General features: G+C 61.0%; 13 protein-coding genes. 11 read left to right on the top strand and 2 right to left on the bottom strand.

Translation table 11 applies throughout. The features are described from left to right. Nucleotides 1-15: 15 nt before the first annotated feature. Complete coding sequence (locus tag ACM530_RS07520; protein WP_416364522.1) at nt 16-2100, bottom strand: TonB-dependent receptor family protein; 2085 nt, start codon at nt 2098-2100, stop codon at nt 16-18. 179 nt (nt 2101-2279) lie between these two features. Between ACM530_RS07520 and ACM530_RS07515 the strand changes: the two genes are divergently transcribed. The 8 genes from ACM530_RS07515 (at nt 2280) to ACM530_RS07480 (ending at nt 11140) form a co-directional block, all read left to right on the top strand. Further along, on the top strand, nt 2280-2609 hold the full coding sequence (locus ACM530_RS07515) for a YceK/YidQ family lipoprotein (RefSeq protein WP_242198891.1): 330 nt from the start codon (nt 2280-2282) through the stop codon (nt 2607-2609). A 376-nt stretch (nt 2610-2985) separates the two neighbouring features. Continuing rightward, nucleotides 2986-4743 carry a carbamoyltransferase gene (locus ACM530_RS07510; protein ID WP_119737974.1) on the top strand — a complete coding sequence of 586 codons (1758 nt, stop codon included), beginning with the start codon at nt 2986-2988 and terminating at the stop codon, nt 4741-4743. Continuing rightward, nucleotides 4727-5857, top strand: coding sequence for a glycosyltransferase (locus tag ACM530_RS07505; protein WP_416364521.1), 1131 nt, complete (start codon nt 4727-4729; stop codon nt 5855-5857). Before ACM530_RS07510 ends, ACM530_RS07505 begins: the two co-directional genes overlap by 17 nt. Beyond that, nucleotides 5857-6753: an antimicrobial resistance protein Mig-14 gene (locus ACM530_RS07500; RefSeq protein ID WP_145160089.1), complete on the top strand. Its 897-nt coding sequence runs from the start codon at nt 5857-5859 to the stop codon at nt 6751-6753. Before ACM530_RS07505 ends, ACM530_RS07500 begins: the two co-directional genes overlap by 1 nt. After that, complete coding sequence (locus ACM530_RS07495) at nt 6750-8165, top strand: PIG-L family deacetylase (protein WP_416364520.1); 1416 nt, start codon at nt 6750-6752, stop codon at nt 8163-8165. The genes ACM530_RS07500 and ACM530_RS07495 overlap by 4 nt, the downstream gene beginning before the upstream one ends. A 58-nt stretch (nt 8166-8223) precedes the next feature. Next, the gene (locus tag ACM530_RS07490) at nt 8224-9108 is read left to right on the top strand and encodes a DUF6625 family protein (protein WP_242198901.1); all 885 of its coding nucleotides are present in this window, start codon (nt 8224-8226) and stop codon (nt 9106-9108) included. Then, nucleotides 9105-10259: a glycosyltransferase family 4 protein gene (locus ACM530_RS07485; RefSeq protein ID WP_416364519.1), complete on the top strand. Its 1155-nt coding sequence runs from the start codon at nt 9105-9107 to the stop codon at nt 10257-10259. The genes ACM530_RS07490 and ACM530_RS07485 overlap by 4 nt, the downstream gene beginning before the upstream one ends. Further along, a complete protein-coding gene (locus ACM530_RS07480) occupies nt 10256-11140 on the top strand; it encodes a glycosyltransferase (protein WP_416364518.1) in 885 nt (294 codons plus the stop codon). The genes ACM530_RS07485 and ACM530_RS07480 overlap by 4 nt, the downstream gene beginning before the upstream one ends. Nucleotides 11141-11183: 43 nt before the next feature. On the opposite strand, the gene ACM530_RS07475 is transcribed toward ACM530_RS07480, so the two are convergent. After that, on the bottom strand, nt 11184-13043 hold the full coding sequence (locus tag ACM530_RS07475) for an O-antigen ligase family protein (protein WP_369301589.1): 1860 nt from the start codon (nt 13041-13043) through the stop codon (nt 11184-11186). A gap of 159 nt (nt 13044-13202) precedes the next feature. Between ACM530_RS07475 and msbA the strand changes: the two genes are divergently transcribed. From msbA to ACM530_RS07460, 3 genes are all read left to right on the top strand, one after another. Beyond that, nucleotides 13203-15008, top strand: coding sequence for a lipid A export permease/ATP-binding protein MsbA (gene msbA / locus ACM530_RS07470; RefSeq protein WP_145160101.1), 1806 nt, complete (start codon nt 13203-13205; stop codon nt 15006-15008). 216 nt (nt 15009-15224) lie between these two features. Further along, nucleotides 15225-16649: a bifunctional D-glycero-beta-D-manno-heptose-7-phosphate kinase/D-glycero-beta-D-manno-heptose 1-phosphate adenylyltransferase HldE gene (gene hldE / locus ACM530_RS07465; protein WP_145160103.1), complete on the top strand. Its 1425-nt coding sequence runs from the start codon at nt 15225-15227 to the stop codon at nt 16647-16649. After that, nucleotides 16642-17577, top strand: a complete 936-nt coding sequence (locus tag ACM530_RS07460) for an NAD-dependent epimerase/dehydratase family protein (protein WP_145160105.1) — start codon at nt 16642-16644, stop codon at nt 17575-17577. The genes hldE and ACM530_RS07460 overlap by 8 nt, the downstream gene beginning before the upstream one ends. Nucleotides 17578-17630: the final 53 nt, after the last annotated feature.

The following is a 17630-nucleotide window of genomic DNA, read 5'->3' as shown; positions in this document are numbered from 1 at the left end:
CGCTGCGCTGGCTGATCAAAACTGATATTCGGCCCCCGCCCCCGCGTACCACGACCTTCCCGGCGCCGCTTCGTAATAGCGGAAGTTGCCGTCCCCGACGATCACCGAACCCACGTACTGGCGATCCAGCAAGTTATCCAGGCGCAGGGTCTGGTGGAAGGTCCAGTGCTCGACCTTCTGCTCGAAGCGCGCACGCCAGTTGAACACGCTGTAGGCCGGCGCGGCGCGTTGCTGGTTGGTGTCTTCCACGTAGACTTTGCTGCGGTACATGCCTTCGAGGGCAGTGCTGACCCAGTCGCGTGGTTTCCAGTTCAGCTCGGCGAAGAGCGTGGTCTGGGGCACGCCGGGCAGGTAGTTGCCTTTGTCGATCGCTGTGCTGGCGCCGCTGACAAAGTCGCTGTCATAGGTGGCGTGCAGGCGGGTGTAGGCGAGGTGGGTGCTCCACTGTTCGGTCAATTGGCTTTCCAGGCTCAGTTCGAAGCCACGGCGCAAGGTGCGACCGGCGTTCTGGTAGGTGGTGCGACCGCCGCTGGATTGCTGCACGACCAGTTCGTCATCGGTGGTGATCTGGAACACCGCAGCATTCACGCGTGTGTCTTGGCCAACCCGGGCCTTGAGCCCCACTTCATACTGCCTGCTGACCGACGGCTTGAGCGCGAAATTGAAGCCGTTTGAGCTGCTGGAATACGCCGACTCCGCCTGGGTCGGGGTTTCAAACCCTTTGCCCGCGCTCACATAGCCATGCAGGTCCGGCGTGAAGGCATACATCACGCTCACTGAGGGCGTGTTCTTCTGGTAGGTCTTGTTGCCGCTGTCGTTGCCATCGCTGAGGAAGTGGTCGTCCACGTCCATCTTCATGGTGCTGTGACGCAGGCCGGCTTGCAGGGTCCAGTCGCCCAGCAGCCAGTTGGCCTGCACGAACGGGTCGAGGCTGGTGGCGGTGTCGATTTCATCGCGGCCCAGCGCGCCTTTGACGCCGTGCACGCCGTTGAGGGTGTTGGAGTAGCCTTGGCGATCATCCTGGCTGCGGTCGTAGTCGAGGCCGGTGATCAGGGTCAGGTCGCCAGGGGCGCTGGTGATGGGCTGCAGCCAGTGGACGGAGCCGCCGTAGAACTTGCGGTCGAAGTCCACCACGCCACCGCGCTTGTCTGACGGCGTACCGCCGGGAATCGACAAATACTGAATCACACTGCGCCGTCCCGTATACGCATTCACCTGCAGCGTCGCATCGCCGATATAGCGCTCGTAATTCACGCCCAATTGCTGATGATCGATGCTTTTTCGCGTGTTGTACTGCAGCGCGGCCGGCGCCACCGAGCGCGGGTCCGCCTTGTACGCGGCCCAGGTCTGGCCCAACGGGTCTTGCGTGCCGTTTTGCTCCAGGCTGCTGTAGATCAGTGCCAGTTTGCTGTCGTCATCCGGCTGGACATTCAGTTTGGCAAAGGTCTGGTCACGACGGGCGCTGCTGTGGTCGCGGTAACCGTCGGTGTCCATGCGCGAGGCGTCGAGTACAAAACCGGCGCCATTTGCCGCGCCTTCGGCCGTCAGGTGGTTCTTGTTCAGGCCGTCGCTGCCCACCAGCGTTTCGGCGCCGATGCGCGGCGGGCCTTCGCCATCGCGCGAGAACATCTGGATCACGCCGCCGGCATTGCTGCCATACAGCGTGGCGGCCGGGCCGCGCAGCACTTCGATGCGTTCGGCGGTGTCGAGGTTGAACGTGGCGGCCTGGCCCTGGCCATCCGGAGTGCTGGCGGGGATGCCGTCGGCGATCAGCTTGATGCCGCGCACGCCAAACGCCGAGCGCGCACCGAAGCCGCGTGAGGAAATCTGCAGGTCCTGCGCGTAGTTCTGACGGTTCTGCACCACCAGGCCAGGCACGCGGGACAGGGCTTCAGAGGCATTGATGCCCAGTTGGCCGTCGTTGATCTGCTCACGGCTGATGCTGTCGACCGAATACGGAAGGTCGAACGTCGGGCTGGCGCTGCGTGAACCGGTCACCACACTGGGGTCGAGGATCAGGGCTGCGTCTTCAGCCTGGGCGGTGTCGCACAAGGTGAACAGGCTTGGCAGCAATAGGGTGAGGCGAGCGAGGGTTTTCATGGGGCAGCCCGAATCCGTGGCGCATAAGACATAAACGCGCAAAAGGCCGCGAGTTTAGTGAAATGCTGAGTTTTTACCATTTCGGATTTTTCGTACGCAATTTGGCGATGCGCTTGGGTGGGGGGGCCGACATTTCGCTGATAGCGTGGCCGGCCGTTGGCGATCACAGGACAATCACAATGAAAATCACGGCTGCAATGGGCATTGCCGCACTGCTGGTGGGCGGTTGTGGGACCGTCAACAGCGTCATCCGCAAAGACGGTGACACCGCGCGTGAGCTGCGGCTTATCAAAACGTACTGCCAGTCCATACCTCGCGTTTACAGTGGCGTGGCCTTTGATTTCTGCGCGCTGCACGCGGCTCCCGATCCGACCGGCGTACTGATACCCTTCGTGCTGCTGGACATTGCAGCGTCCGGCGTTGCCGATACCGTTGTGTTGCCGTACACGATTTATCGCCAGGCAAATGACGGCAACATCAGCGTCTATTGGCGCCCTGGCGGTTCTTGAGCGAGGCTGTGCATGCGCCGGCCATGACAAATGGAGTTGTCTATGAATCGTGGTTTCAACCTTCTATGGGTGCTGACGCTCGCAGTGCTCACCGGCTGCGGCACGATCAATAACGACCCAACCTTTCCCCGCGCGAAAGCAATGCGTTCCCGATCATCGCCATTGAGGCGATTGCCTCCGGTGTGGCGGACACGCTGGTGCTGCCCTACACGATCTACCGCTAGGCGCAGTGACAACCGGTCGCCACATTCCCTAGATCATCACGTGGCGTGTTTACGCTATAATCCCGCCCTTTAGCTGTTTCTCGTCCAGGCGAGAGGCACACTTTTTTCAGGCGCACCCCGCCTGCATGCAGACTAAAAGAGGCTAGACCCCTGTGGCATTGACGATTCTTGGCCTGTCCGGCGCCCTTAGCCATGATCCTTCCGCAGCCTTGTATATCGACGGCAAGCTGATCGCGGCCGCCGAAGAAGAGCGCTTCGTACGCGACAAACATGCAAAGAACCGCATGCCCTACGAGTCGGCGAAGTTCTGCCTGGAACAAGCCGGTATCAAGCCCTCCGACGTTGATGTGGTGGCGATTCCGTTCGCCCCGATCAGCCTGTTCGGTGAGGCGCGCTGGCACTATGCCAAGCGTTACTGGTACGCCCCGGACCGCGCTCTTGACGCGATCCTGATGGGCAACCGTCGCTACAAGCGCTACCGCAACAAGATCGTCTGGTGCCTGGAACAACTGGGCTTCGACCCGAAGAAAATCAAGATCGAACCGGTTGAGCACCACCTGGCCCACGCCTCCAGCGCTTACCACTGCTCCGGCTTCCAGGAGAAAACCGCGATCCTGGGGATCGACGGCAAGGGCGAGTACGCCACCACCTTTTTCGGCTACGGCGAAAACGGCAAGATTCACAAGATCAAGGAATTCTACGACCCGGATTCCCTCGGCGGCCTGTATGGCGCGATCACCGAGTTCCTCGGTTTCGAGATGCTCGACGGCGAGTTCAAGGTCATGGGCATGGCGCCGTATGGCGATGCCAGCAAGTACGATTTCTCGCGCCTGGCCTCGTTTGAGAACGGCGAGCTGGTGATCAACACCGACTACGCCAACGTCATCGGCCTGCGTCGCTACAAAGAGAAGGGCAAGGGGTTCTACTTCTCGCCAAAACTGATCGAGTGGCTGGGTCCCAAGCGCGAAGGCGATATCGCCGACGAGCCGTACATCCACTACGCGGCCAGCATGCAAGCGCTGTTCGAGAAGCTGGCCCTGCAGATGATCGACCACTACCTGGGCGATATCCTCAAAGACACCGGCAAGCTGGCCTTCGCCGGCGGCTGCGCGCTGAACGTTAAGCTCAACCAGAAGATCATTGCTCGCGATGACGTCAAGGAGCTGTTCGTGCAGCCGGCGTCCGGCGATGCCGGCACCGCGGTGGGTGCCGCCGCCTACGTGTCCCACGCCCGTGGTGTACCGGTCGAGAAGATGGAACACGTCTACCTCGGCCCGTCCTACAGCAACGAAGACGTGATCGCCGCGTGCGCCAAGCACGCAAGCAAGCCGGTGTGGCGCAAGATCGAGAACATGCCCAAGCGCATCGCCAAGATCATGGTCGACGGCAACCCGGTGGCCTGGTTCCAGGGCCGCATGGAGTTTGGCCCGCGCGCGTTGGGCGGTCGTTCGATCATTGGTTGCCCAAGCGCCACCGGCGTGGCGGATCGCATTAACCACCAGATCAAGTTCCGCGAGCGCTGGAGGCCTTTCTGCCCGTCGATGCTCGACACCGTTGCGCCACAGATGATCAAGGTCGATCACCCGGCGCCGTTCATGACCTTCACCTTTGAAGTGTCGGAAGAGTGGAAAACCCGCGTGCCGGAAGTGGTCCATGAAGATGGAACCTCCCGTGCCCAGGTGCTCAAGCGCGAATACAACCCGCGCTACTACGACATGATGAAAGAGCTGGAAGTACTCACCGGCAACGGCGTGTCGCTGAACACCTCGCTCAACCGTCGTGGCGAAGCAATGATCTGCTCGCCGACCGACGCGCTGAACATGTTCTTTGGCTCGGACCTGCAGTACCTGATCATGGAAGACATCCTGGTCGTCAAAGACGGCGTGGACCCTTATGACTCGGTCGGCTGATCGCCACGTCCTGCAGTTCTGCCACGGCTATGACGGGCCGTTCCTCGATTGCGCGCGGCAGTACGCCAGCCTGTTCGCAGGCTCGGGCTACAAGGTGACCACGGTGTTTCTCACCGGGGTCGCCGACCCCGATGTGGCGGCCGGTTGTGCCTCTGATGAAGTGTTGTTCATGGAATTCAGCTCCAAGGCCATTCGTGGTCTGAAGCTGGGCGCCATCGGTGAGCTGCGCAAGATCGCGGCGTCACGCAATTTCAGTTTCTGCATTGCTCACCGGTTCAAGCCGATCTATATCGCCTTGCTCGGCACGCGCTTGCCGGTGATCGGTGTGCATCATGCGTTTGGTGACTATGGGCGCCGCAGCCGCAAGCTGTTTGCGTCGATTTTCCGCAAGCGTTTGAGCCTGATTGGTGTGTCCGATGCGGTGCGTGATGACATGCGCCGTTGCTTGCCGGCCTGGCCGGCAGCGCGGATTCAAACGCTGTACAACCGCATCGATGTCGACGCCATGCAGGCTCTGCAGGTTCCGGCCGAAGCGGCGCGCGATGCGCTGGGGCTGTCGCCGGATGAGTGGGTGGTCGGCAACGTTGGCCGCCTGCACCCGGACAAGGACCAGGCGACCTTGCTCAAGGGGTTTGCCCTGGCGCTGCCGCATTTGCCGGCACAAAGTCGTCTGGCCATCCTCGGCACCGGCCGCTTGGAGAAAGACCTCAAGGCCTTGGCCCGGGAGCTTGGGATTGCCGAACAGGTGCTGTTCCTCGGCCAGGTGCCGGATGCGCGCCGTTACTTCCTAGCCTTCGACGCCTTTGCTCTGAGTTCCGATCACGAACCTTTCGGCATGGTACTGCTGGAGGCCATGGCCGCCGGCGTGCCGCTGTTGGCAACAGCGTGCGGTGGCGCCCGGGAAGTGGTCGAAGGCGTGGGGATCCTGTTTCCCTTTGGCGATGCCGAACACTTGGGCCAGGGGCTTCGGCACCTGGCGGCAATGGATCGTCAGCAGCACGCGCAATGCGCCCAGATGATGCTCGAGCGCTTGCACGAGCAGTTCTCGGACCAGGCGGTTCGCGCTGCCTTCTGGCGGCTGCCGCACGTTACTGAACTGACCGCGAGGGCGTGATGCTCAATCGATTCCAAGGCTGGCGCGAGCGTGGCTGGTCCGTCGTTGACGCGTCCACCTACAGCGACGCCTGGCAGCGTTACGGTGGCAGTGTTGCCACCCATCCGCAGGTGGTTGAGCGTCTTGCCGGGCTGGCCGAGATTCCTGTGCGCTACCTGGCGTGGGAGCAAGGCGGCGAGCTCAAGGCCTGTATTGCGACCTGGGGCCAGGACTTGGCGTTATCCAAGGATGTGCTCAAGCGCAAAGGCAAGAAGGGCTTGTTCGACTTGGGCAATGCCGAGTTGATTCTGCCTGCCGCCGCCGATGCCCAAGCCCCGTTGCGTCATCGCGCGCGCTACCTGTCGGCGTTGAACGAAGGGCGTTTTGCCGGCATCCAGCTGCAGACCGAGCAGTTGGCCATGGCGCGTACCCCGGAAGAACTGTCGAAGAAATTTCGCTATAACCAGCGCCGCGAGTTGCGCCTGCTGGAAGAGGCGGGCGGTGTGGTGCGTGCGGTCCAGACATTCACCAGTGCCGAGCTGGCGGCAATTTACTGTGATTTGTTCCAGCGCCGCTGGGGCTTTCCCGCCACCGGCGCCGAGCGCATGGCGCAGGTGATCGAGCTGTTGCGTGAATGGTTGATCGGTTCGGTGATTTTCCTCAACGATGCGCCGATCGCCATTCAACTGGTTTACCGCGTTGAGGCGCCAGAGTGGGTCAGCGTTGAATACGTCAATGGCGGCGTAGACCCGCAGACGCGTGAGTTCAGCCCCGGTAGCGTACTGAGTTTCCTCAATACGCAAAGTGCCTGGGAACAGGCGCGGGAAGCCGGCAAGCCGCTGCGATTTTCGTTTGGCCGGGCAGACCGCGAGTACAAAGACCGTTGGTGCAACCCGGTGCCGGTGTTCAAGGTATGAGTGATTCTCCCAGCCGCAAGCAAGCCCTGCTCAAACGCCATCGCCGCAACAAGCGCGTGGCGCTGCTGGTCGGTTTGCTGGTGTTGATCGGCGTCGGCATGGCGGTGGCCTGGTGGCTGCCGCTGCTGTTGGCAATCCTGGCCTGGGTGGCCCATGAAGCCTGGTTTGCCGACCATCTGTTTTACTCGCCCGGCGATGACTATCAGTACGCCTTTGCGGCCGAGACCGAGCAACCCAAGGTTGTTCTGGATAACGGCCGATTGCTGCTGGAGCAGGCGCTGGAGCTGTCGGGCGACGAGACGCTGATCCTTGCGCTACGGCTCAAAAGCGGCTTGCTGGGGCGCTTTATTGATCCGTTTATCGCCTTGCCACAGGGTGATCGGCAGGTGTTCGAGCGCGGCGTCAACGGCTTGCGCTACTTGAATCTCACCGGCCAGGCGCAAGCGCTGCTCGCTGGGCAACTGCGCCTGAGTGGCCGGTTCTGCCGTGTGCAAGGTACGCCGGTGTTGTCGGTATTTCGCCAGCCCGACGTGCGTCAGCAGCGGGTGATGGTGATTGCGCCCCATGCCGATGATGCCGAGCTTGCCGCCTTTGGCCTGTACAGTCAGGCGGCGCAGCCCTGGATCGTGACGTTGACGGCCGGCGAAATCGAAGCCGAGCATTATCAACAGATGGGCCTGGGCAAGCCCGAGGCTGCACGCCTCAAGGGCCGGTTGCGCGCCTGGGACAGTATCGCCGTGCCGCGTTGGGCGGGTGTGCCACAGGAACATTGCGTGCAGCTGGGGTATTTCTGCCTGCAGCTGGCGGCGATGCGGGCCGAGCCTGATCGCGCCGTGGCGTCCCGAGAGGCCGAGTTGAGCGACATTCGCGTGTTTCGCCAATTCAACCCGTTCCCATTGCCTGCGGATGCCGATGGCCGGCCGACCTGGAATAATCTGCTGGCAGATTTGCGGGCGGTGCTGCTGATGGCGCGTCCTGACGTTATCGTGCTGCCGCATCCGGTGCTCGACCCGCACCCTGACCATGTCTGCGCACAGCAGGCCGTGCTGCAAGCCCTGCAAGGGCTGGAGTGGCAGCCGACTACGCTGCTCGGTTACGCCAATCACCTGCATGACAATGACCGCTGGCCGATGGGCGATTCGGGCAACGGCATCGCGTTGCCACCCTGTTTTGATTCGAGCATCACCTTGCAGCCTTTTTGCGTGCCGGTGTCTGCCGAACAACAGCGTGACAAGGCCATGTCGCTGGGCATGATGCATGACTTGCAGCCCAGGATGCCGTTCAAGCGGCGCGTGCGGCGTGCGATCCAACGGTTGCTGGCCGCAAGGGCCATTTCACCCTGGGGGGAAAATGAGTTTTACCGCAAGGCTGTAAGGCGACATGAACTTTTTTGGTTCATCAAGCACAAGTAAGGTTACGTAACGTGGAGGGGCGCAGCGCGCTCCCGTAAAAAATGACAGTGAGTCCGTTTTGATCAATCAGTGCCCCCGCATCCTCTTCCTCATTCCGTACTTTGGCCGCTGGCCATTCTGGATGCCGTTTTTTCTCGAAAGCTGCCGACACAATGCAGATATTGACTGGCTGTTGTTCAGCGACTGCCCGATACCGAGCAACGTTCCGGACAACGTCAGGATTGAAAGCATTACCTTTGCTGATTACTGCGCGTTGGTTTCGCAACGGTTGAACATCCCGTTTGCCCCGCAAGCGGCCTATAAGTTGTGTGACATCAAGCCTGCGCTGGGGCATATCCATGCCGATCGCCTCGAGGGGTATGACTTTTGGGCGTTCGGCGACCTGGACCTTATTTACGGCGACCTGCGCCGCTATTTCACGCCCGATCGACTGGCTGGCTATGATTTGTTCTCGACCCACGAACGACGGGTCGCCGGCCATTTGTGCCTGATGCGCAATACCGCCAGAAAGCGCCAGGTGTTCATGCAGATCAAGGATTGGGAAGCGCGTTTCACCGATCAGGCGCATCATGCGCTGGATGAAGGCGCGTTCAGCAGGATTTTCCTGTGGCGCAAGAATTTTCCGAAACCGTTGTTCGAGTTGGTCGGCAAGCTCAATCCCTGGCGCCGCCGCAGTGAGTTCACCGAGGCGTTCAGTACGCCGGGCGGTGTGATCAAATGGCACGACGGCAGTGATCGCTTCCCGCATCAGTGGTTCTGGAATAACGGTCGCCTCACCAATGACCTGGACGGCGAGCGCGAATTTCCCTATTTCCATTTTGTCTGCTGGAAGCGTAATCAGTGGCCACGGTTACCGGAGCCCGACAGCGAGTACGTCGAGGCGCTGGCGGCTGAACCGTCGTGGGTCGTTGATGCCACAGGTTTCCATCGAGGAGAGTTATGAGTCGGCGTTTCAAGGTCCTGCAATTGCAGCCTGACTACAATGTTAAATCCCATGATTTTGCCGACCTGGCCGAACAGATCGTCAAGGCATTGCCTGCGGACCGCTACGAAGTCACCGCCGCGTTTTTGCGTGGCCGACCCGGGCCCGCGGACCCGATCAGCCGTGCGGCAACGTCGGTCTACTTCGATTTCTCCGACAAGGCGCTCAAGGGCTTGAGGCTGCGCGCCATGTGGCAGATGTATAAGTTCTGTCGCAAGGAACAGTTTGACGTGGTGGTGTGCAACCGCTTCAAGCCGGTCAACATGATGTTGCAACTCAACCGCTGGTTGAAGATTCCACTGTGTATCGGGATCTCCCACGGCTTTGGCGAGTATGACCGTCTCTACCGCCGTAAACAGGCGCGGCGCTGGATCGACGAGCATTGGCGGTTTGTCGGGGTTTCGCCGGCGGTCAAACAGTACCTGCTGGACTGCCAGTGCGGGTTTACCGACAGCAATACCTACGCGATTACCAACGCCATCGACATCGAGCAGGCCGAAGGCTTGCAGCATTCGCGCGAACGCGCGCGTGAGTTACTGGGCATCGACCCTTCGGTGCGGTTGATCGGCGCCCTGGGGCGTCTGGTTCCGGTCAAGGGTCACACCTATTTGCTGCAGGCGTTTGCAGCGCTCAAGGATAAATACCCTGCGGCGCAACTCGCCATCATTGGCGCGGGGCGTGAGCAGGCCAACCTGGCCGCGCAGATCCAGAGCCTTGGCCTTGATGGGCGGGTGCACTTGCTGGGCTTCAAGGAAAACGCCCTGCAGTACGTGCGCGCTTTCGATATCTGGGCCATGCCCTCGCTGGCTGAAGGCTTGGGCCTGGCGCTGCTGGAAGGCATGAGCGGCCGCCTGCCGGTGATCGCCTCCAGTGTGCCGGCCATGCTGCCACTGATTGAAGGTGCCGGTGGCCTGGCGGTGGAGCCGGCCAACGTGCCCGAATTGACCCAGGCGCTGGACACCTATCTGGCGCTGTCCGATGAGGCGCTCGCGCAAAAGGGCGACCAGGCTTACCAGTACCTTCAGGCGCAACATGACATTGAGGTGTTCCGCCAGCAATACCTGGAGCTGATCGAGTCCGGGTTGGCCCAAGCACGCAGGAACAGCGTATGAACCAGAGTCAGCCCTTGGTCACGGTGATCATCGCCTCGTACAACCACGGCCCGTACATCGAGGAAAGCATCCTCAGTGTGTTGAACCAGACCTACCCCAACATCGAACTGCTGGTGATCGATGACGGCTCGACAGACGACAGTGTCGAGCGCATCCGCCGCCTGCAGGAGCGCCACACGTTCGACTTTCGCGTCCAGCAGAATCAAGGCCTGACGAATACGCTCAATGGCGCTATTGCACGCTCCCACGGCCCGCTGATCGTGCCGTTCGGCTCCGATGACATCATGAAGCCAGAGCGCATTGCGACTCAGGTGGCTTACATGGACGGCAAGCCGGAAGTGGGTATCTGTGCGGGTAACATCGAGCTGATCGATTCGCGAGGCGAACTGCTTCCCGAGAAGCGCCAGCGCCGCGACGTGCCGTTTCGGCGTCTGGACTTCGACGACATGTTCCTGGAGCGCAAACCCTATCCGCCGGCACCCACGCTGATGATCCGGCGTGAGGCGCTGGAAAAGGTCGGTGGGTTTGACCCCGAGATTCGCCTGGAAGACTTGTTGATCGAGTTGAAGATCACCCATGCCGGGTACTTCATCGATGGTCTGAACGTGGTCATGGCCCGCTACCGCAAGCACGCCACCAACTCGTACAAGAACCACCGATTCATGATCGATAATATCCTGCGTTCTTACGCGCTGTTCAGTGACCACCCGCTCTATGACGAGGTGCGTTACAAGTTTCTCAGCTCCATGTTCCTCAAGACCTCCAACCGCAATCGCGCGTTGGCGCGAGAGTTGTTGGCGCAGATCCCGTTTCGGGCCTGGAACAAGAAAACCTGGCGGGGTTTGGCGCGGCTGTATTTTTCGCCGCTGGAAAAAGACTGACACACCCTGTGTGCGCCCCTCGCCGGGGCGCACTTGGCGTGCTTCAAGCGGCGGGGCGTGCCAGGGTCAGCACGTGCTCACGGATTTTGACCGTGGCTTGCGGCGACGCAACCAACGCATAGCCACTGGCCAACTGTTCAAAGTGCGCTTCGAACAACCAGTTGCGGTCCTGCGAGTAGCGTTGCATATGCTTCACGTTGCGCTGGCGCAGCGTGTTGCGCAGCGGCGAGGGATAAAGGCGCATGTCGGCCACGTCGATCAGGCCGAACTCACCATCATCCATCAGCAGAACGTTGCCCAAGTGCAGCGAGCGGAAGTACACGCCGCGTTCATGCAGCTGGGCCATGAACCTGCCAAAGCGTTCGATCAGCGATTCTCGCAGGCTGCTGTCCAGGCTTTGCAGCGCCTGGCGCAGGGTCAGGCCGGGGAGTGGCTGATAGCGCACGGCACTGCTGCCATCGCGCAAGCTATACACATCGAGAATCCGCGGTGACGCGATACCCAGTTGCTGCAGGTGTTCGCTGTTGCTGGCAAAGCGTTCCGAATACGGATTGAAGCCCCCGGAGGTGTACCAGCGGCGCGCCCTGAACAGCTTGAGGAAGCTGCCATCCTCAAGACGCAGGACCTTGGGCCCAAGACCATCTTCCTCGATGACGGCAGCGCCTTTACGCAGGGCGTCGAACGCCAGCGGTGCGGGCGTTTGCACACGCATGCTCAGCAGGCTGTGACGGCGCTTGGCGATACTCAGGCCGGCGATCAGCGCCAGCGGAATCCACAGCAGGAACCAATGCTCCTTGGGGCGCGACAGAATCCCGCCGCCTTCGGTCAGACCGGCGCCGATGCCGTAGGCCAGCAGGGCGGACGTCAGCAGAAACAGCGGTTGTGCGCGCTCTTTGAAACCTTTGTACAGGCCCCAGCCAAGCATGAAGATCCACGGGATAAAGCCGATGATGCCGACGTAATAGAGCACGCCGAGGGCAAAGCTGTGCGGCTCCATCAGTTCGTAACCGTCCACGATCAAGGACAGTTCAGAGTCGTAGCTGTGGCCGATCAGCGGATGGTCGGCGATACGCTGCAGGGTCATGCCCCACAATTCAAAACGGTATGAACTGCCACGCTCGGTAATCGCTTCAGGATAAAACAGCAGCAGCGCTGCAGCGCCAAGCACCAGGACCGCGATCATCAGGGCCGAGCGGCGATTGCGGCTGACAAACGCCATCCACACGGCGGCCAGCGTCAGTGCAACCAGCGGCGTGCGAGAGCCTGTGGCCAGCACCGCGAGCGTCATGACCGCCAGCGCAGGCGCGCTGAACAACAACACCTGCAAGCGCTGGGTGGTGATGCAGACATACAGCCAATAGATGCAGAAAAAGCCGAACAGATGGGAGCTGAGCAGCGGGTTATCGAGAGCGCCCAGGCCGCCGATCATGCGCACGCTCACGCCGGGCACGAAGCCTTTGGCGAATGCCACCAGGTTGAACAGGCACACCACCAGGGCAATCACGGCGGCGCTGAAAAAAATCGGTTTGAACAGCTCGCTGCGGTAGTGCAGCAACAGCCCACAGCCGGCAAACAGCATGAAGGTTTGCAGCGGCACCTTGAACAGGTTGGAATCGCCGGTGGGTTGCGGGCTCCACAGCACGGTAATCAGCGCCCAGGCGCAAAATGCCAGAAGCGCAATGATCAAAGGTTCGCGCAGCAGTTCTTTGATTTCCCGCGGGCGCAGGCACAGCAGGAACAAGGTCGGCACACTGAAAAAGCCGTAGTAGAGACGGTGCATGACGTTGCGGTTGGTGACGTAGAACAATGAACTCAGAAGCAACAACAAGCCAATGGGCAAAATCCATAGGACCAGGAAGTCGAAAACGCGATTTGAGCCATAAATAAGGCGCTTGGAGTGCATACAGAAAAGCCATTCCAGAATAGAGAAAGCCGACCATCTTAAAGTAGTGGCTATATAATGTCGTCGGCTGGATCCAACCAGGCCGAGGGTCATACCGGGTGCAAGTACAACAGAGAAGCTGTGCTAAAGTCAGCCTCCTTTTTCAAAACGCCGCGTGATATGACCGACTCCAGTCCGAGCGCAAGCCCTTCGAGCTTGAAAATATACTTCCGCCTGCTCATGTACGTTAAGCCCTATGCCGGCTTGTTCGCGTTGAGTATTGTCGGATTTCTGATTTTCGCGTCGACCCAGCCCATGCTGGGGTACATCCTCAAGTACTTCGTCGACGGTTTGTCCAACCCTGAAGCGGTGCTGTTCCCCAGCGTACCGTTCCTGCGTGACCTGCAATTGCTGCAAGCCGTGCCCTTGTTGATCATTCTGATCGCAGCCTGGCAGGGCCTGGGTTCGTTTCTGGGCAACTACCTGCTGGCCAAGGTTTCCCTGGGCCTGGTCCACGACCTGCGCGTGCAGTTGTTCAACAACCTGCTGACGCTGCCCAACCGCTACTTCGACAACCACAACTCCGGGCACCTGATTTCGCGCATCACCTTTAACGTGACCATGGTCACGGGTGCGGCGACCGATGCCATCAAGGTGGTGATCCGCGAAGGCATGACGGTGATCTTCCTGTTCGCCTCGCTGCTGTTCATGAATTGGCGCCTGACGCTGGTGATGATCGCCATCCTGCCGTTGATTGCGGTGATGGTCAGCACGGCCAGCAAGAAATTCCGCAAGCAGAGCAAGAAGATCCAGGTGGCCATGGGCGACGTGACTCACGTCGCGTCGGAAACCATCCAGGGCTACCGTGTGGTGCGCAGCTTCGGCGGTGAAGTCTACGAGGAGAAGCGTTTCCTCAAGGCCAGCCAGGGCAACACCGACAAGCAACTGCGCATGACCCGCACCGGGGCGATCTACACCCCGTTGCTGCAACTGGTGATCTACACCGCCATGGCGGTGTTGATGTTCCTGGTGCTTTACCTTCGTGGTGACGCATCGGCCGGTGACATGGTGGCTTACATCACCTTGGCTGGCTTGCTGCCCAAGCCGATCCGTCAATTGTCGGAAGTCAGCTCGACCATCCAGAAAGGTGTGGCCGGCGCTGAAAGCATTTTCGAGCAGTTGGACGAAGAGCAGGAAATCGACCGCGGCACCGTTGAGCGCGACAAGGTCAGCGGCCGCCTGGAAGTGCGTCACCTGAACTTCACCTACCCAGGCACCGAACGCCATGTGCTCAAGGACATCAGCTTCACCGCCGAGCCTGGGCAGATGATCGCGCTGGTGGGGCGTTCCGGCAGCGGCAAGTCGACCCTGGCCAGCCTGATTCCGCGTTTCTACCACCACGAGAGCGGTGAAATCCTGCTCGACGGCGTAGAGATCGAAGACTACAAGCTGCTTAACCTGCGCCGGCACATCGCCCAAGTCACCCAGCACGTGACCTTGTTCAGCGACACCGTCACCAACAACATCGCCTATGGCGACCTGGCGGGTGCGCCCCGCGCGGACGTTGAAGCGGCGGCGGCGGATGCCTATGCCAAAGACTTTATCGACCAGTTGCCGAAGGGTTTCGACACCCAGGTTGGCGAAAATGGCGTGCTGTTGTCCGGCGGCCAGCGCCAGCGCCTGGCAATCGCGCGGGCGTTGCTCAAGAACGCGCCGCTGTTGATTCTCGACGAGGCCACCTCGGCCCTCGACACCGAATCCGAGCGGCACATCCAGGCTGCGCTGGACAAAGTCATGCAGGGCCGCACGACGTTGGTGATTGCGCATCGCCTCTCCACCATTGAGAAGGCCGACCTGATCCTGGTGATGGACGACGGTCGGATTGTCGAGCGCGGCACCCACGCCGAGCTGCTGGCCCAGAACGGCTATTACGCCCGCCTGCATGCCATGGGCCTGGACGCGCCGGTCGCGGCCGATATCACCTAAAACCTTGTGGGAGCGGGCTTGCCCGCGATAGCGGAGTATCAGTCACCGATGTTTCGACTGATTCACCGCCATCGCGGGCAAGCCCGCTCCCACATGTGTTCCTCGGTGGATTCAATGGCAGGCCCGTCGCACTATCTTCTGTGCACACCCTCCACAAGCCTCCTGTAACCCTGTGCTAATATCGCGCCCCTGTTCATTTTGTATGTGGGTTGCTCCATGAAGTTGTCCATGCCGCGATTCGATCAAGCCCCTGTCTTGGTGGTCGGCGATGTCATGCTCGACCGTTACTGGCATGGCGGAACCTCACGGATTTCCCCTGAGGCACCGGTACCGGTAGTCAAGGTCGAGCAAATCGAAGACCGCCCAGGTGGCGCTGCCAACGTTGCCCTCAATATTGCCGCTCTCGGCGCCCCGGCCTCCCTGGTGGGTGTGACCGGCGACGACGAAGCCGCCGACAGCCTGGCCAACAGCCTGCGCGGTGCCGGCGTGCGCGCACTGTTCCAGCGCATTGCCCATCAGCCGACTACCGTCAAGCTGCGGGTCATGAGCCGTCACCAGCAATTGCTGCGTATTGATTTTGAAGAACCCTTCGCCACCGACGCCCTTGCACTGAGCGAGCAAGTCGACACGTTGCTTGAAGGCATCAAGGTGCTGGTCTTGTCCGACTACGGCAAAGGCGCCCTGAAGAACCACCAGATGCTGATCCAGGCCGCCAAGGCCCGCAACATTCCGGTACTGGCCGATCCCAAGGGCAAGGACTTCTCGATTTATCGGGGCGCCAGCCTGATCACGCCCAACCTCAGCGAGTTCGAAGCCATCGTCGGCGGTTGCGCCGACGAGCACGAACTGGTGACCAAGGGCGCCACGTTGATGGCCGACCTCGACCTGGGCGCCTTGCTGGTGACCCGTGGCGAGCACGGCATGACGCTGCTGCGTCCGGGCCACCCGGCGATGCACTTGCCGGCGCGTGCGCGTGAAGTGTTCGACGTTACCGGCGCCGGCGACACCGTAATCTCCACGCTGGCCGCCTCGATTGCAGCCGGTGAGGAATTGCCCCACGCCGTGGCCCTGGCCAATCTGGCGGCGGGCATTGTGGTCGGCAAGCTGGGCACCGCGGCCATCAGCGCGCCGGAATTGCGCCGTGCTATCCAGCGCTCCGAAGGCTCTGAGCGCGGCGTGCTGACCATCGAGCAATTGCTGCTGGCGATTGACGATGCGCGTGCCCACAACGAAAGCATTGTGTTCACCAACGGCTGTTTCGACATTTTGCACGCCGGTCACGTGACCTACCTGGAGCAGGCGCGAGCCCAAGGCGATCGCCTGATCGTTGCGGTCAATGACGACGCTTCGGTCAGCCGCTTGAAAGGCCCGGGCCGTCCGATCAACAGTGTTGATCGGCGCATGGCGGTATTGGCCGGTCTGGGCGCGGTGGACTGGGTGATCAGCTTCTCTGAAGGCACTCCGGAAAACCTGCTGGCCCAGGTCAAGCCCGATGTGTTGGTCAAGGGCGGCGACTACTCCGTTGACCAGGTCGTGGGTGCCGATATCGTCGGCGCTTACGGCGGCAAGGTGAAGGTGCTGGGCCTGGTCGAGAACAGCTCGACCACCGCTATTGTCGAGAAGATCCGCAACAATGAGTAACGCTGATAAGTGGGTCCTGATCACCGGCGGTGCCGGTTTTATCGGTTCGCATCTGGTTGATGCGTTGCTTGCCAAAGGCTATGCCGTGCGGGTGCTGGATGACCTGTCCACCGGCAAGCGCAGCAACCTGGCGTTGGGCAACCCGCGCGTGCAACTGATTGAAGGTGATGTCGCCAATGCCGAGCTGGTGGCGCAAGCCGCCGTCGGCGTGAGCGCCGTGGTGCACCTGGCTGCAGTGGCCTCGGTGCAGGCGTCGGTGGATGACCCGGTGAGCACTCACCAGAGCAACTTCGTCGGTACCCTGAATGTCTGCGAAGCGATGCGCAAGGCCGGGGTCAAGCGCGTGGTGTTTGCTTCCAGCGCGGCGGTGTATGGCAACAATGGTGAGGGCGCGTCGATTGACGAAGAGACCACCAAGGCGCCGCTGACACCTTATGCGTCGGACAAATTGGCCGGTGAGCATTACTTCGATTTCTACCGCCGCCAGCATGGCCTGGAGCCGGTGATTTTCCGCTTCTTCAACATCTTCGGGCCACGCCAGGATCCGTCCTCGCCGTATTCCGGGGTGATCAGTATTTTCAGCGAGCGCGTGCAGCAGGGTGTGCCAATCAGCGTGTTTGGTGATGGCGAGCAAACCCGCGATTTCATGTACGTGGAAGATTTGGTCGATGTGCTGGTACAGGCCATCGAAGCGCCCGACGCGCCGCTGGGTGCGATCAACGTAGGCTGGAACCGCACCACCACGCTCAAGCAGGTATTGCAGGCGCTGGAAGAAGTCGTGGGTCAGTTGCCGACGATCACTTACGGCCCGGCACGCTCGGGGGATATTCGGCATTCGCGGGCCAATAACCAGCGGCTGTTGGCGAGTTTCACGCTGCCTGAGCCTACGCCGTTGAAGGTGGGCCTGGAGCGGTTGCTCACGGGCTGAACACCGTCAAAGGGGGAAGCCGCTTTATCTGGGTGCCGGGCAAGCCAGCGCCC

Source organism: Pseudomonas sp. NFX183 (genome assembly GCF_047943075.1).
In the GTDB taxonomy this organism is placed as follows: Bacteria; Pseudomonadota; Gammaproteobacteria; order Pseudomonadales; family Pseudomonadaceae; genus Aquipseudomonas.
The sequence above is the reverse complement of the archived record's forward strand: the minus strand, read 5'-3'. Positions and strand labels throughout refer to the sequence as shown.